The following is a 14,966-nucleotide window of genomic DNA, read 5'->3' on the forward strand; positions in this document are numbered from 1 at the left end:
CACCTCAATCACGTGAATGAGGTGCTCGCAAGCTTACTCTAGCCCCAGCGTGTACTGGGCAATTTTGAAGTAGATAATCAGCCCGGTCCCGTCAATCAGCGTGGCGATAAACGGCGCGGACACCACGGCAGGGTCGATCCGGCAGCGCTTGAGCACCATCGGGATCACGGACGACACAATCGCGCTCCAGAGCGTGATACACACCAGCGTCAGACTGACGATAAGCGTGATCTCCAGGCCGATACCCATCATCCAGGCGCGGATACACCCGGCGATACCGAGTGTGGCGGCAATCATCAGCGAGGTGGTCATCTCTTTGCGCAGCACGCGCCCGACGTCGCGAAGGTGGACTTCTCCCAGCGCCATCGCGCGCACCAGCGTGGAGGTGATCTGCGTCCCGCTGTTGCCGCCCGTGCCGATCAGCAGCGGAATGAAGAACGCCAGCGCGATGGCGGACTCGAGCGCCTCTTCAAAATGCTGAATAACCGAGCTGGTGTAGGCTTCGGCGACAAACAGCAGCAGCAGCCAGACGGAGCGTTTTTTCCACAGGTTATACGGGCTGGTCTCCAGATAGGGCTTCTCCAGGGGGAGCGTCGCCCCCTGAAGCTGGGCATCTTCGGTGACGTCATCTTCCAACAGATGGGCGATTTCGCGCTCGGTCAGGCAGCCGACGAGCTTGCCGTGGGTGACCACGGGCACGACATCCGCGCCGCCGTGCGCCAGCAGTCCGGCAACATCGGCACGTTCATCTTCCGGTTTGACCTGCAAAAACTGCGAAATCATCAGCGATTTTACCGGCTGCACCGTATCGGTGGTCTGCAGCAATTTGCGCACGGCAACCATCCCCGCCAGGCGGCCATGGTCTTCGATAAAAATATGCGACGGAATATCATCGTCTTTTAATTTTTCGAAGAATTGCTCGCGCGCCAGCGCTACGCATAATGCTATATCGAGGACGATAAAATCGGTATTCATATATTGCGCGATCGCGCTGTCATTGAATGCCAGGTTTTGGTTGTGAATAGCGTAAGACATAGTGAATTCCCTTTGAATAATAAAATCTCTCAGGGGCGAGCAAGACAGGGCATGTCGAAGAGGAGATCCCCACGTCCTGGGTTCAGCACTGTACACCGTATCCCGCGAGGGAAGTTATACTGACAAAGCCTTGATTCGACAGTGCCTGTTTTACCCTGTGTCGATTCTCTCGAACCTACCAGAGCGATAACGTGTATTTGTACAGGAGCCTCGCCATAACGAGATCGTTGTAAAACGAGAGGAATAATACGCTTATTTAACATTGCCGCTCAGGAATTTAAAAAATGTTTAAGAACGGTTTAGGAGAATATTATTAATAGAATGTTGAGGGTTTATTTAAGGTTATTCATTTTAAATGGAGAATTAAATAATTAACGGGGGAGGGAAAATGGCGTGGCTTGATAATCTGCTGAATCATTTTGCGCTGTATCCGGCACATCTGTTCGCGCTGTTATTTATGATGGCGCTGAGCAAGTCGACGGTGCTGATCTCCTCCGTGCTGCCGCCCGCCTCGGTCATGCTGCTGGCGGGCATTACCGTCAGCCAGGCAAGCATGCATCCTGCCCTGGCGTGGCTGGCCGTGGTGATGGGGGCAACGGCGGGCTCGGCGCTGAACTACCACTTAGGGCAGCGGATGGGGCACACGCGCTGGATGACCCGCTTCACGGCAAAACACGCCGGTAAATTTCTGCGGGTGCAGCATCAGCTACAAAAAAACGGGGTGCTGGTGCTGTTCACCGCGCGCTTCCTGGCGGTATTGCGCTACATCGTGCCACTGGCTGCAGGCATGCTCAGGCTGAACGTGGTGAAAGTTTACGGCGTGAGCCTGGCCTCTGCCGCCGTATGGGCGGCGCTGTATGTCGGCATCGTCACCGGCATCAGCGCCTTTTGAGTTACAGGCTCCCCATTCCGCCGTCCACCAGCAGTTCTGTTCCTACCGTGTAGCTCGACTCGTCGGAGGCGAGATAGAGCGCGGCTTTTGCCAGCTCCGTCGTCGAGCCCATTCTGCCCAGCGGCACCAGCTTGATGATCTCCGCCATCATTGCGTTAAGCGCCTCTTCACTTAAGCCCGTTTTCGTAAAGGCCGGGGTTTCCACCGGACCGGGGCTCAGGCCGTTGACGCGGATCCCGCGCGGCAGCAGTTCCGCCGACAGCGTGCGCGCCAGCGACAGCAGGGCGGCCTTGCTCGCGGCATACACGCTGCTGGTGGGCAGTCCGATGCGCGCGCTCACGGAGCCGCAGAGGATCACCGACGACGGGTTATTCAGCAGCGGCAGCAGCGCCTGGATTAAAAAGAACGGTCCCTTCAGGTTGATGTTCATCAGGCGGTCCCAGGTCTCTTCCTGCCAGGCTTCCAGCGGCGCGTGCGTCACGTCGCCGGCGTTGAGAAAGACCGCGTCCAGGCGTGGCCAGCGGGCGGCGAGGGTTGCCGCCAGCGCTTTTTGCGACGCGATATCGCCCGCATCGGTTGGGATCACCCAGGCCTTATCGCCCAGAATGCGCTCTGCTTCGGCGAGGGTGTCCGGGTTGCGTCCGGTCACAGCGACGTGCGCCCCTTCGGCGATAAATGCCTGCGCGGTGGCGAGACCGATACCGCTGGTGCCGCCGGTAATCAACGTATACTTATCGGTTAAACGACCCATGTTCTTCTCCTGAAATGTCACTGGAGAAAGCACTATAGAAACGTTAGTATCGAAAGGAAACCAGGTACCAAATGGATACTAAAGAGGCAAGAGGTGTGCTATGGCAGAAATGCTGGAGGAGTGCTGTGAAAAAAAATCTGAGGCCTATACCTGCCCGATGACGCAGTTTGTAAACCTGATTTCCGGCAAATGGGCAATCCCGATCCTCTATCGTCTTATTGTGATTAACACGCCTGTCCGCTTTGGCGACCTGCTGCGGGCGGCTGCCCCCATCACCCAGAAAGAGCTGACGAAGCAGCTGCGCCTGTTTGAACAGCGCGGGCTGGTGACGCGGACGGTCTACCCGGAGATCCCGCCGCGCGTGGAGTATCAGATTACCGGGCTGGGGTTAACCCTGCAGGATGCGCTCTCGCCGCTGGCCGCCTGGATGAGCGAGTACGGCGACCAGCTTCAGCGTTAGGCTACTGTTTTACGTAGCGCGGTGCCGGGATGCCGGTGCGCGCGCTGCTAAACAGCTCAAGGCGCGCCGCTTCGTAGCGGTCCCACAGGCCTGCATCATGCATCGGCGGGATGGTGATCGGTTCGCCCTGATCCAGACCCGCCAGCGACGCATCCACCATATCGTCGGTGGTCATTACCGATCCTTCCGGCAGATCGTCCACCGTGACGCCAGAATGGCTCCAGATCTCCGTCGCGGTGGCGGCGGGCAGCACGGCCTGAATGCGCACGCTGCTGTCGGCAAATTCTTCCTGTAGCCCACGGGTAAAGCTCAATACCCACGCCTTCGTGGCGCTGTAGAGCGCGCTGCCCGCCCGAACATGCAGCGCCAGCACGGACGCGATATTGATCAGCGTGCCGCGATTATTCTGCGCCAGGCGCGGCAGGATGGCGTAGGTCAGACGCATCAGCGCCGTGGTGTTCAGGGTGTTAATGGCCTGATGCTGCGCCACCTCGCCCGCGAGGAACGGTGCCATCTGCGCGGTGCCCGCGTTGTTAATCAGCGTATCAATGGCGGTATTGCTGCGCAGTTCGTCTTCCACCGCGCGGATCCCGGCTTCATCGGTGAGATCGGCCACCAGAATATCGACGGCCACGCCATAGCGTGCGCGCAGGTCGGCGGCGAGGGCTTTCAGGCGATCCTCGCGGCGGGCGACCAGGACCAGGTTAGCACCGCGCGCGGCAAGGCGATCGGCATAGACGGCACCGATCCCGGAAGAGGCACCCGTAATCAGGGCGGTGGTGATTTGCGTAGTCATCGTGCATTACCTCAGTCAAAGTGGGTTATTTGGTTTCAATATGAAACTGAATTAACTCTCGGTCATTTGGTTTTATAATGCAACCATATTGGCGATCATTTTGTGCTTTTGCCGTCGGGAACGGTCAGGAGGGGAGTCTGGCCACGATCTCTTCAGGCGTCAGTTCGCGGCCATCGTCGGCGATAAGCATCAGTTTACGCAGGGGTTTGCGCTGTTCGCTATCGACCAGCACGGTGCCGCATTCGTTTTCCGCGAACAAAAATTCATTGCCCCACTGGGACAGGGCAACCAGCACGGTTTGCAGGGCGCGTCCCTTGTCGGTCAGGACGTATTCCTGCCAGGCGCTGCCGTCGGAGGCGGGCTGAAGCCGGAGAATGCCTTCGTCCACCAGCAGCTTGAGCCGCGTGGTCAGCATGTTTTTCGCGATACCGAGGCTTTTCTGAAACTCGCCGAAGCGTTTAATCCCGCGGAGCGCGTCGCGGACGATCAGCAGCGACCACCAGTCGCCGATGATATCCAGCGAACGGGCGACGGGGCAGGTGCTCTCTTCAAGGCGGGTACGTTTCACAGCGAATTCTCCGGTGGGGTATGGTTTTATTATAAAACTAATCCATACACACCGTAAGCACGTTAATCATCAGTTTGAGAAATGCTTCCCGGAAAATTGTGACGAATCTGTCACACTGAGCGCGACATTTTAAAACGAGTGAGGAATTAGGGATGAGAAAAGCACTACTCGCGCTGGCAGTCGCCGGTTCCATTTCAGCAACGTTTGGCGTGCAGGCGCAAGAGACGCCGGAAGGGTATCAGCTGGAGCAAGTTTTAATCATGAGTCGCCATAACCTGCGCGCGCCGCTGGCTAACAGCGGCAGCGTGCTGGAGCAGTCCACGCCGAAGCAGTGGCCGGAGTGGGAGGTGCCGGGCGGCCAGCTCACGACCAAAGGGGGCGTGCTGGAGGTCTATATGGGCCATTACATGCGCGAGTGGCTGGCGCAGCAGGGGATGGTGAAGACGGGAGAATGTCCACCGGCGGAGAGCGTTTACGCCTATGCTAACAGCCTGCAGCGCACCGTCGCCACCGCGCAGTTCTTCATTACCGGCGCGTTCCCGGGCTGCGATGTGCCCGTGCACCATCAGGAAAAAATGGGCACCATGGATCCGACATTTAATCCGGTGATCACCGATAATTCGCCGGAATTCCGCGAAAAAGCGCTCAAGGCGATGGAGGCGGAACGGCAGAAAATGCAGCTTGGCGAAAGCTATAAGCTGCTGGAGCAGATGACGAACTACGCCGACTCGCCGTCCTGCAAAGAGAAAAAGGTCTGCTCGCTGGCGGACGCGAAAGATACCTTCAGCGCTGACTATGAAAAAGAGCCTGGCGTATCCGGGCCGCTGAAGGTGGGCAACTCGCTGGTGGATGCGTTCACGCTGCAGTATTACGAAGGCTTCCCGGCCGACCAGGTCGCCTGGGGAGAAATCAAAACCGACCAGCAGTGGCGCGTGCTGTCGAAGCTGAAGAACGGCTATCAGGACTCGCTGTTTACCTCCACCGAGGTGGCGCAAAACGTGGCGAAACCGCTGGTGAAATATATCGATAAAACGCTGGTTACCGACCAGGCGAAAGCGCCGAAAATCACCCTGCTGGTGGGGCATGATTCGAACATTGCTTCCCTGCTCACCGCCCTCGATTTCAAACCGTATCAGCTACACGATCAGCAGGAACGTACCCCGATCGGCGGCAAGATTGTCTTCCAGCGCTGGCATGACAAAAATGCCAACCAGGAGCTGATGAAAATTGAGTATGTCTACCAGAGTTCAGAGCAGTTGCGCAACGCCAGCGTGCTGTCGCTGCAGTCTCCGGCACAGCGCGTGACGCTGGAGCTGAAGGGCTGCCCGGTGGATGCGAACGGCTTCTGTCCTGTTGATAAATTCAATGCGGTGATGAATAACGCGGCGAAGTAAGAGAGAACCCCCCGCTGCGGCGGGGGGAAACGCTTAGACGTTTTTACGTTCGATGGTTTGCTCACCCCAGAAGAGCGAGTCTTTGTCCGTTTTTTCGAAGGCGCGCACCAGCACCTCATCGTTACCTTCCTCCCAAATCTGCTCGGCCAGCTTTTCATCGTATTTCGCGACTTCAAAGATAGCTTCGGCAATCTCCGGCGAGGTGTTGCGTAAACTTGCCCATTCGCCCACGTGGTGAGCTTTGGATTCTTGAGTTGGCATGCTTGTCCTCCTGTTGGGTGTTAGCCGTTCAGTTTTTTGGCCAGACCCGCGACGTATTCACCCTGATAGCGGGCGATAGACAGTTCTTCATTGCTTGGCTGACGTGAGCCATCCCCACCGGCAATGGTGGTTGCGCCGTACGGCGTACCGCCGCGCACCTGGGAAACGTCAAACAGCTCCTGCGCGCCGTAGCCAATCGGCACAATCACCATCCCGTGATGAGCAAGGGTAGTCCAGGTTGAGGTAATCGTCTGCTCCTGACCGCCGCCGGTCCCGGTAGAGCTAAATACGCTGGCGAGTTTGCCGTAGAGCGCCCCGGATGCCCAAAGTCCGCCGGTTTGATCGAGGAAGGTGCGCATCTGGCCTGACATATTGCCGAAGCGGGTCGGGGTGCCGAAGATAATGGCATCATAATCCGCCAGCTCCTGCGGGGTGGCGACCGGTGCATTTTGCGTTTTTCCCCCGGCTTTCGCGAAGGCTTCCGCCTGCATGGTTTCCGGTACGCGTTTCACCACAACCTCTACGCCATCAACCCTGTTTGCACCTTCTGCTACCGCGTGAGCCATGGTTTCAATGTGTCCATACATGGAATAATAGAGCACCAGAACTTTTGCCATTTTGCTTCACTCCTCGTTGGTTTCTCTGACAGCGGATCGCTGCGCTCTTTTAAAGATATGTCATCACAGCCAGACTGCAAAAATGAACGCCATTTATTTGATTTATAACAACATGAGGAGAAAAATGACTTTGTAGCAAAATGATACAACTTTCCCGGTGCGGATTTTTAAAATGATAAGAAAGGCTTATGAATAGCCGTCGCGTCATCTCACCCGAAAGACTGAGATCATGTTGCAGGATATTACCTTCGGCTTGCCGGATAACCTCATTCCACTAAGCTTAGTTTCACGCGGCACAGATAAAGGCGTTGTCCTTGAGCCGCGAGGTGAAAGAATCCTCTTTTACTGAATGCAATATGATGTCTAATGTTTCACATTCTGGAGGTTAGAGATGGCAAACCATCGTGGTGGTTCAGGTAATTTCGCAGAAGACCGTGAAAGAGCATCAGAAGCAGGCCGTAAAGGTGGCCAGCATAGCGGGGGGAACTTCAAGAATGACCCGCAACGCGCATCTGAAGCTGGCAAGAAAGGGGGGAAAAACAGCCACGGCAGCAGTAAGTAACACGCCGGGTTGAACCCCTGCCGCCGGGATATCCCGGCGGTTTTTTTATTTCTGCAACATTGAACTGTAACCAAAGGCAACGCACACTACAGAATTGTTCTCATTTGCTGGTGCCGCATGTCTGTCTCACGCTTTAAGTTTTCCGTAAAACCACAGGAAGCCATCCTCATTCTCATCACCATGTTCTGGGGCGGGACGTTTCTGGCCGTTCAGTACGCGGTGACCCTCAGCGATCCGTTCTTTTTTGTTGGTCTGCGCTTTGCAACGGCGGCGATAGCCGTGGGGCTGATATCCCTTAACACGCTGCGGGGTCTGACGCTCAAAGAGCTTAAGGCGGGCGTGGCGATTGGGGTGGCGATCGCGATGGGCTACAGCCTGCAGACGTGGGGATTGCAGACCATCTCCAGCAGCAAATCCGCATTTATCACCGCCATGTATGTGCCCCTGGTGCCGCTGCTTCAGTGGCTGTGCCTGGGGCGGCTGCCGGGGCTGATGTCCTGTATTGGCATCGTGCTGGCGTTTATCGGTCTGATTTTGCTGGCCGGGCCGGAAAACAACCTCCTGGCGCTGGGGCCGGGCGAGATCATCACCCTGATTGGGGCGGTTGCGATTGCGGCGGAAATTATTCTGATCAGCGCCTGGGCGGGCAAGGTGGACGTTAAGCGGGTGACGGTGGTGCAACTCGCGACCGCGTCGCTGGTGGCGTTTGCGACGATGGTTCCGGCAGGGGAGTCCGTGCCGCCGATGTCCACCGGCCTGGTCGTGGTGGCGCTGGGGCTGGGGATCTTCAGCGCCATTATCCAGGTCACCATGAACTGGGCGCAGCGTAGCGTATCGCCAACCCGGGCAACGGTCATTTATACCGGTGAACCGGTCTGGGCGGGCATTTTCGGGCGACTCGCCGGGGAACGTCTGCCGCTGCTGGCCCTGGTGGGTGCGGCGTTTATTGTCGCCGGGGTGCTGGTGAGCGAGTTGAAGCTCAGAAAGCGTCGGAACCCGGTGAGCGACATGACTGCTGAAGAAGGTTTAGATTGAAAAAACAGACGGGTTTATCTACGATATGTACGGATAAATACCGTACACGGTGAAGTAAACCATGCCAGCACTGAAAAAACAGCGTATCGATCTTCGCTTAACGGACGAAGACAAAACAATGATTGAAGAAGCGGCAGCGATGACGAACCAAACGATCACCCAGTTTATGGTGAACAGTGCGTCAGAGCGCGCTGCAGAGGTCATTGAACACCATCGGCGTCTCGTCTTAAACGAAGCATCATGGAATGCCGTGATGGATGCCATCGACAATCCGCCAGAGCCAAATGAACGCCTGAAGCGAGCGGCAAAACGTCTTCGAAACATGGAGTGAAGCGTCGTGGAAAATCTCACGATCGAAATGTTTTCAGAGGGAAAAGATTATGATTTCAGGGACTTCGATTGTGGTGAACCCTCGCTAAATGTCTTCCTCACAGAACATCTGGTGCGTCAGCACAATGGGCGTATTTTACGAGGCTATCTGCTTAAAGACCGCGATGGTCCGCGAGTCCTGGGCTATTACACGTTATCGGGAAGTTGCTTTGAAAAAGCGATGCTGCCTTCCAGGACTCAGCAGCGTCGGATCCCTTATAGCAACGTACCGAGCGTAACGCTGGGACGTCTGGCGATACATAAAGACCTGCAAGGGCAGGAGTGGGGAACGACGCTCGTCACGCATGCCATGCGGGTTGTCTATCTGGCATCGCAGGCGGTGGGCGTACACGGAATATTTGTTGATGCACTCAACGACCAGGCAAAACAATTTTATCTGAAGCAGGGTTTTATTCCGCTGACGGGTGAAAACAGCCATTCTCTTTTCTTTCCTACAAAATCTATCGAACGACTGTTTGAGCAGGTGTGATTGCCTGGCATTATGGTGTTCTTACGGAACGTAAAGGTCGGGTAAGGCATCGCCGTCACCCGACATTGAGATTTCACGAATCCTGACGCACCACCTCGCCCTGCGGGGCCGCGGCCATCCGGCGGCTCAGCAGGGCGTTAAGCAGGATCGCGCCGAAGGTCGCGGTGCCAATCCCGCCGATCGTAAACCCGCCCAGCGTCAGGGCAAAATCGCCCGCGCCCAGCACCAGCGTAACGGCCACCATAATCAGGTTGCCGTTCTGGCTGAGATCGACCCGATGCTGCACCCAGATCCGCGCGCCAGCCACGGCGATCAGCCCAAACACCACGATTGAGGCTCCGCCGATCACCGGTGACGGAATGGTGTGGATTAGCGCGCCGAATTTCGGTGAGAAGCCGAGCAGCATCGCCATCACCGCTGCCGCGACAAAGACCAGCGTCGAATAGACTTTGGTCACCGCCATCACGCCGATATTCTCGGCATAGGTGGTGACGCCGCTGCCGCCGACTGAGCCCGAAAGCATGGTCGCCAGCCCGTCGCCGACGAACGCGCGGCCCATGTATGGGTCCATACTGCGTCCCGTCATCCCCGCGACTGCCTTCAGATGACCCAGGTTTTCCGCCACCAGGATCACCGCCACCGGGGCGATAAGCATCATCGCCTGGGTGTTAAAGGTGGGCGAGGTCACTTTCGGCAGGCCGAACCAGGCGGCCTGATGCAGCAGCGTAAAATCAACCGGCTTGCCGAGACCAAAAACGTTCGCCAGCAGGGCATACACCAGACAGGCAACAATCAGCCCGACCAGGATCAGCAGCCGCTGGATCATGCCTCGCGTAAATACCGCTACCAGGCCGATGCACAGCACGGTCACGACGGCCATCCAGCTTTCAAACGGCGAGCCGGAGACGCTTTTCACCGCAATCGGCGCAAGGTTAAGGCCGATCGCCATCACCACCGCGCCGGTAACCACGGGAGGCATCAGGCGTTCGATCCAGCGCGTACCGATTTTCATCACCACCAGACCAATCAGGGTATACACCAGACCGCAGGCGATAATGCCGCCGAGGGCCACGCTCAGGTTGGGGTTGATTCCCTGGCCGTTAAATCCGGTGGTGGCGATCACCACGCCGACAAAGGCGGCGCTGGATCCCAGATAGCTGGGCACGCGCCCGCCGGTGACAAAAAAGAACAGCAGGGTGCCGATACCGGACATCAGAATCGAGAGGTTGGGATCGAGTCCCATCAGCATCGGCATCAGCACCGTGGCGCCAAACATGGCGACCGCGTGCTGGACGCCCATCACCATCGTCTGCCCGAGCGGGAGGCGTTCATCCGGCGCGACCACGCCAGCGTCTGTGGAGGTCGATTTCAACTGCCAGTGGGGAAATCCGAACATGGTCTGTCTCCTTAGAGCGCCTTAACAGGCGGGTCGCATCAGCGCGTGGTAGCCGCGGTCAAACCACACCAGGCCCTGCGGCGCGGGGTGGCGAATAATCGAAACGATGTCGCAAAACAGAATGTCATGGGTACCGACGCTCACCACCTGGCTGATGCGGCAGTCAAACGAGGCCAGCGCATCCTCCAGACGCGGGCAGCCGGTGTCGCCCGTTTGCCAGCGGGCGGCGGCAAAGCGTTCTCCCATCGGCGTTTTGCCGCCAAACAGGTTTGAGAGCGGCTCCTGTCCGGCGCTCAGGGTATTCACGCACAGCGTGCGGTTCTCGCTGAACGTCGGCCAGACGGACGCGCCGCGGTTCAGGCACACCAGCAGAGTGGGCGGTGAATCCGTGACGCTGCACACCGCGCTGGCGGTGAAGCCTGCCATCCCCGCCGGACCGTCGGTGGTGATGATATTCACCGCCGCGCCGACGCAGGCCATGGCATCGCGAAAGGTTTGTTTATCCGGTGTCGTCATCATCGCTCCTTACGCCAGCCCGCAGGCATCGTCGAAGGTCAGGCGCGGCAGGCGCCCGTAAAGTTTGCCCGGGTCGCCGTAGCCGATGTTGATCAGCAGATTGCTTTTAAGCGTCGTGCCGGTGAAAAAGGCCTCGTCGACCTTTTGGCGGTCAAAGCCCGACATCGGGCCGGTGTCCAGCCCCAGCGCGCGACAGGCGAAAATCATGTAGGCGGCCTGCAGCGAGCTGTTGCGAAAGGCGGTCTCTTCCGCCAGCGCGGGGCTTGCGGTAAACCAGCTTCTGGCATCGCCGTGCGGGAACAGTTCAGGCAGGCGCTCGTAGAATTCACTGTCCCAGGCCACAATCGCCGTGACCGGGGCGGTGAGTGTTTTCTCCAGGTTGCCGCTGGAGAGCGCCGGGCGCAGCTTCTCTTTTCCCTCCGCGCTTCGCACAAACACAATGCGCGCCGGGGAGCAGTTGGCGGAGGTTGGACCCCATTTCATCAGGTCGTAGATTTCGCGCAGCGTCTCGTCGCTGACGGCAATATCCTGCCAGCCGTTATGGGTTCTGGCGCCGGTGAACAGCGTTTCCAGCGCGGTGGGATTAATGGCTTCGCTCATTACAGCTCCTTATAAAGCGGGTTCATGACTGTGCAGCAGGCTGGCCAGCCCGTTAAGCAGCAGGGTGTTAAAGGTGTCCGGCTCGGTGACGTTGCAGGCATGGCCGCCCTGACGCATCACCGCGCTGTGGCTGTGCGGGATCGCTGCCTGCAGCTCAGACGAGCAGACAGAGGGCACCAGCATGTCGTCGGCGGAACAGATGATCTGTACCGGGCAGCGAATGCGCGCCGCATGGCGGCTGAAGTCAGCCTTTTTCAGGGCGCTGAGCCGGTGCAGCAGGTTGGATTTGCCCTGGAAATGGGCCAGCGCCAGCGCTTCTTCGGCCTCCAGGCGGGGAGCGCGAGCGGCCATCCAGTCTGCCGGGTAGAGAAACAGCGGCTGCGCCTCAACCCACGCCTGCGGGCCACCGTAATGCAGCAGGCGCTCGCGGATCTGAAAGCAGCGGCGGGTATGCGCGTTGAGGGTCAACCAGCCGTTGACGCACACCAGCGCGGTGAGGGCGTCGGGCCTGTCGAGGGCCAGCTGCAGGCCGACCAGTGCCCCTAGCGCGTGGCCGACAACGCTGTAGCGTGCGATCCCGGCCTCAGCCAGCGCCTGGGCCAGTTCGTCCGCCATCTGTGCCAGGCTGTAGCCTTCCGGCAGGGCATCGGGGTTAGTGCCCGTTCCACGCTGGTCATAGCACACCACCTGATACTCCGGTTCCAGCGCGGCCAGTTGGGGCAACCAGTAGCTGCCGCTGCCGCCGAGACCGGCAATAAGGACCACCACGGGCGCACCCTCATACGGGGGCGGTGAGACGGAGAGTTTCATGGCCGCCTCACTTCGCGATGTGCGCAACGGTGGCGATCTCAACCAGCGCGTCTGGCTTAACCAGCCCGCACTGAATGCAGAATCGGGCCGGCTTATCGCCGGGGAAGAACTCCGCGTAGATTTCATTAATCGCGGCGTAGTTTTTCCAGTCGGTGATAAAGATGCTGTTGAAGGTCACATCCTCCATCGTGCCACCCGCCGTTTCGATCACGGTTTTGATCGTCTCCAGCACGTGGCGGGTTTGCGCCTTTGGGTCGTTGATAAACACCACGTTGTTGTCTTTATCAAACGGCAGCGTGCCGGAGACATACACCACGCCGTCGGCGAGCGTGCCGGGGACAAACGGGGCGATGGGCGTGTTGGTGCCCGGCGGGATGATTACGGATTTCGACATCGTGCGTCTCCTCAGGCGATACGGGCGAGCGGGGGATTCAGGGCGTCGCTGAAATCCGCAACGTTACTGACCCAGCCAAAAAAGGTTTCGATATTGAACAGGGCCGCCTTCTGGGCGAAATCCGGCCCGGCCTGATGGGTCGCGTCTTCCAGCACCACGCCGAAATACTCGAGGAAAAAGCCGTCGCGCAGGGTCGACTCCACGCAGACGTTGGTGGCAATGCCGGTGAAGACCAGGTGGCGAATGCCCCGGCTGCGCAGCAGGCTGTCGAGCGGCGTGTTGAAAAAGCCGCTGTAGCGCGGTTTCGGCAGGACAATATCACCCGCCTGCGGGACCAGCTCATCCACCAGCTGATAATCCCAGCCGCCCTTCGCCAGCAGCTTGCCCTGCAGTTCGGGCCGCTTGCGCATGGTTTTCAGGGCGTTCGACTTGTGGAAGTTCGGTGAACCGGGGCCACCGGCTTCAACGTACTGGTCATCCCAGCCGTTCTGGAACCATATGATAAGCATGCCCGCAGCGCGCGCGGCGGCGACGGCGGTTTTGATATTCGCTATCACAGGCTGCGTAGCGGAGACGTCGAAGCCCGCCAGATCAAGATAACCACCGGGGCTGGCGTAGGCGTTTTGCATGTCCACCACGATCAGCGCGCTCTGCTGTGGCGTGAAGGTAATGGCTTCCGGGCGTGCGTTAAGGGTTGTCATTACGCCACCTCCTTCGTGACGGCAGGGATGTGGGCGCGGCACTGCATCAGCGGCTGGATGCGCTCGCCGAAGGTCTCCACGCCGGTGAGGAAGTCATCGAAGGTCAGCAGGACGCCTTCCGCACCGGGAACGGCCGCCACTTCATCGAGCATTCTGGCAACGCTGGCGTACGAGCCGACCAGCGTGCCCATGTTGATGTTGACGGCGGAGGTCGGGTCGGCCATCTGACGAACGTTCGTATCCGCCCCGGAGCGGGTGTCCTTCTGGCTCTGCTCGGTGAGCCAGCTCAGGGCTTCCTCGTCGGCGCCGTCCTTATAGCGCTCCCATTTTGCGCGCGCGGCGTCGTCGGTTTCGTCGGCAATCACCATAAACAGCACGTAGGAGCCCACGTCGCGCCCGGTTTTGTCGGCGGCTTCTTTCATGCGCGCGGCGGTCGGGGCGAAGGCGGCAGGCGTGTTAACGCCTTTACCGAAGCAGAAGTTAAAGTCGGCGTATTTCGCCGAGAATTCCATTCCCGCGTCGCTCTGCCCGGCGCAAATCACCTTCATCGGCACCGACGGCTGCGGGCTGACGCGGCAGTCGTTCATGGTGAAGAAGTCACCCTTGAAATCGCTTTTGCCGGTACCCCACAGATCGCGCAGGACCTGCACGTACTCGGTCAGGTAGTCGTAGCGACGCGAGAAGTAATCGTCACCCGGCCAGAGCCCCATCTGCTCGTACTCGGGTTTTTGCCAGCCGGTCACCAGGTTGACGCCAAAGCGTCCGCCGGAGATGGAGTCGATGGTGGAGGCCATGCGCGCCACGATCGCCGGGGGCAGGGTGAGGGTGGCCGCGGTGGCGTAGATTTGGATCCGCGAGGTGACCGCGGCCAGCCCGGCCATCAGGGTGAAGGACTCCAGGTTGTGATCCCAGAATTCGGTTTTGCCGCCGAAGCCGCGCAGCTTGATCATCGAAAGCGCAAAGTCGAAATGGTAGTGCTCCGCTTTCTGCACGATGGCTTTATTCAGCTCAAAGGTCGGCATGTATTGCGGTGCAGTGGTCGAGATAAGCCAGCCGTTGTTGCCGATGGGTACAAATACGCCAATTTTCATCACGAACCTCTCTTCATTACGTCGCAGGTGTAACGGTGTTTTTGCAAAGGCAGTGCCAGTTTTAAAAATGGCAGTGTTATTAATGTGTTAATCAGAGGTTGATGGATTGATGCGGCTAAAAGTGGACTAGCTGGTCAAAAACATTGCACAGAAAACAGGCATTCATGCGCGATCGGAGTGCAGGATGTCGTGGCGAGACGGGGGTTTTGCTATGCTGAGGGCAACGCA

General features: G+C 58.5%; 20 protein-coding genes and 1 riboswitch. Of the genes, 7 read left to right on the forward strand and 13 right to left on the reverse strand.

All coding sequences use genetic code 11. The annotated features are described in order from the left end of the window. Positions 1-33: 33 nt before the first annotated feature. Positions 34-1,035 carry a magnesium transporter gene (locus F3J31_RS08830; protein ID WP_167212598.1) on the reverse strand — a complete coding sequence of 334 codons (1,002 nt, stop codon included), beginning with the start codon at positions 1,033-1,035 and terminating at the stop codon, positions 34-36. Between the two features lie 60 nt (positions 1,036-1,095). After that, positions 1,096-1,265: riboswitch (M-box (ykoK) riboswitch) on the reverse strand. Positions 1,266-1,423: 158 nt separating this feature from the next. On the opposite strand from F3J31_RS08830, the gene F3J31_RS08835 reads away from it, so the two are divergent. Beyond that, positions 1,424-1,927 carry a DedA family protein gene (locus F3J31_RS08835; RefSeq protein WP_048222448.1) on the forward strand — a complete coding sequence of 168 codons (504 nt, stop codon included), beginning with the start codon at positions 1,424-1,426 and terminating at the stop codon, positions 1,925-1,927. A gap of 1 nt (position 1,928) precedes the next feature. Here the strand turns inward: F3J31_RS08835 and F3J31_RS08840 are convergent, their stop codons facing one another. Then, entirely contained in the window at positions 1,929-2,678 is a 750-nt protein-coding gene (locus F3J31_RS08840) for an SDR family oxidoreductase (RefSeq protein ID WP_048027333.1), read from the reverse strand. A 100-nt stretch (positions 2,679-2,778) separates the two neighbouring features. Here F3J31_RS08840 and F3J31_RS08845 point away from each other — a divergent pair, with 100 nt between their 5' ends. Continuing rightward, positions 2,779-3,138 (forward strand): helix-turn-helix domain-containing protein, encoded by a 360-nt coding sequence (locus F3J31_RS08845; RefSeq protein WP_063621345.1) that lies wholly within the window; start codon positions 2,779-2,781, stop codon positions 3,136-3,138. Between the two features lies 1 nt (position 3,139). Here the strand turns inward: F3J31_RS08845 and F3J31_RS08850 are convergent, their stop codons facing one another. Further along, a complete protein-coding gene (locus F3J31_RS08850) occupies positions 3,140-3,934 on the reverse strand; it encodes an SDR family oxidoreductase (RefSeq protein WP_045908317.1) in 795 nt (264 codons plus the stop codon). 124 nt (positions 3,935-4,058) lie between these two features. Then, positions 4,059-4,502, reverse strand: coding sequence for a helix-turn-helix domain-containing protein (locus F3J31_RS08855; protein WP_167212601.1), 444 nt, complete (start codon positions 4,500-4,502; stop codon positions 4,059-4,061). Between the two features lie 152 nt (positions 4,503-4,654). On the opposite strand from F3J31_RS08855, the gene agp reads away from it, so the two are divergent. Then, a complete protein-coding gene (gene agp, locus F3J31_RS08860; RefSeq protein ID WP_167212604.1) occupies positions 4,655-5,896 on the forward strand; it encodes a bifunctional glucose-1-phosphatase/inositol phosphatase in 1,242 nt (413 codons plus the stop codon). A gap of 33 nt (positions 5,897-5,929) precedes the next feature. On the opposite strand, the gene F3J31_RS08865 is transcribed toward agp, so the two are convergent. Next, entirely contained in the window at positions 5,930-6,157 is a 228-nt protein-coding gene (locus F3J31_RS08865; protein ID WP_008499832.1) for a YccJ family protein, read from the reverse strand. Positions 6,158-6,177: 20 nt separating this feature from the next. Continuing rightward, positions 6,178-6,774 carry an NAD(P)H:quinone oxidoreductase gene (wrbA, locus tag F3J31_RS08870; RefSeq protein WP_006809323.1) on the reverse strand — a complete coding sequence of 199 codons (597 nt, stop codon included), beginning with the start codon at positions 6,772-6,774 and terminating at the stop codon, positions 6,178-6,180. Between the two features lie 391 nt (positions 6,775-7,165). Between wrbA and F3J31_RS08875 the strand changes: the two genes are divergently transcribed. The 4 genes from F3J31_RS08875 to F3J31_RS08890 all read left to right on the forward strand — a co-directional run bounded on the left by F3J31_RS08875 (position 7,166) and on the right by F3J31_RS08890 (position 9,230). Further along, entirely contained in the window at positions 7,166-7,336 is a 171-nt protein-coding gene (locus F3J31_RS08875; protein ID WP_023311077.1) for a general stress protein, read from the forward strand. A 117-nt stretch (positions 7,337-7,453) separates the two neighbouring features. Further along, positions 7,454-8,371: a DMT family transporter gene (locus F3J31_RS08880; RefSeq protein ID WP_167212608.1), complete on the forward strand. Its 918-nt coding sequence runs from the start codon at positions 7,454-7,456 to the stop codon at positions 8,369-8,371. 61 nt (positions 8,372-8,432) lie between these two features. Beyond that, on the forward strand, positions 8,433-8,702 hold the full coding sequence (locus tag F3J31_RS08885) for a DUF1778 domain-containing protein (RefSeq protein ID WP_167212610.1): 270 nt from the start codon (positions 8,433-8,435) through the stop codon (positions 8,700-8,702). 6 nt (positions 8,703-8,708) lie between these two features. After that, positions 8,709-9,230, forward strand: a complete 522-nt coding sequence (locus tag F3J31_RS08890; RefSeq protein WP_167212614.1) for a GNAT family N-acetyltransferase — start codon at positions 8,709-8,711, stop codon at positions 9,228-9,230. A gap of 73 nt (positions 9,231-9,303) precedes the next feature. Here F3J31_RS08890 and rutG read toward each other — a convergent pair whose 3' ends face one another. Genes rutG through rutA form a run of 7 tightly spaced genes read right to left on the reverse strand, consistent with a single transcriptional unit; the run spans position 9,304 to position 14,738 of the window. Further along, positions 9,304-10,626, reverse strand: coding sequence for a pyrimidine utilization transport protein G (gene rutG / locus F3J31_RS08895; RefSeq protein WP_069719463.1), 1,323 nt, complete (start codon positions 10,624-10,626; stop codon positions 9,304-9,306). 21 nt (positions 10,627-10,647) lie between these two features. Then, positions 10,648-11,142, reverse strand: a complete 495-nt coding sequence (gene rutF / locus F3J31_RS08900; protein WP_167213154.1) for an NADH-dependent FMN reductase RutF — start codon at positions 11,140-11,142, stop codon at positions 10,648-10,650. 9 nt (positions 11,143-11,151) lie between these two features. Continuing rightward, entirely contained in the window at positions 11,152-11,742 is a 591-nt protein-coding gene (locus F3J31_RS08905; protein ID WP_023327079.1) for a malonic semialdehyde reductase, read from the reverse strand. A gap of 9 nt (positions 11,743-11,751) precedes the next feature. Continuing rightward, positions 11,752-12,552: a pyrimidine utilization protein D gene (rutD, locus tag F3J31_RS08910; RefSeq protein WP_167212617.1), complete on the reverse strand. Its 801-nt coding sequence runs from the start codon at positions 12,550-12,552 to the stop codon at positions 11,752-11,754. 7 nt (positions 12,553-12,559) lie between these two features. Continuing rightward, on the reverse strand, positions 12,560-12,946 hold the full coding sequence (gene rutC / locus F3J31_RS08915) for a pyrimidine utilization protein C (protein ID WP_167212620.1): 387 nt from the start codon (positions 12,944-12,946) through the stop codon (positions 12,560-12,562). 11 nt (positions 12,947-12,957) lie between these two features. Beyond that, a complete protein-coding gene (gene rutB / locus F3J31_RS08920; protein ID WP_167212623.1) occupies positions 12,958-13,647 on the reverse strand; it encodes a pyrimidine utilization protein B in 690 nt (229 codons plus the stop codon). Continuing rightward, positions 13,647-14,738, reverse strand: coding sequence for a pyrimidine utilization protein A (rutA, locus tag F3J31_RS08925; protein ID WP_023617762.1), 1,092 nt, complete (start codon positions 14,736-14,738; stop codon positions 13,647-13,649). The genes rutB and rutA overlap by 1 nt, the downstream gene beginning before the upstream one ends. Positions 14,739-14,966 lie beyond the last annotated feature (228 nt).

The sequence above is a fragment of the Enterobacter sp. Acro-832 genome, assembly GCF_011752745.1.
Taxonomy (GTDB): domain Bacteria; phylum Pseudomonadota; class Gammaproteobacteria; order Enterobacterales; family Enterobacteriaceae; genus Enterobacter; species Enterobacter quasiroggenkampii.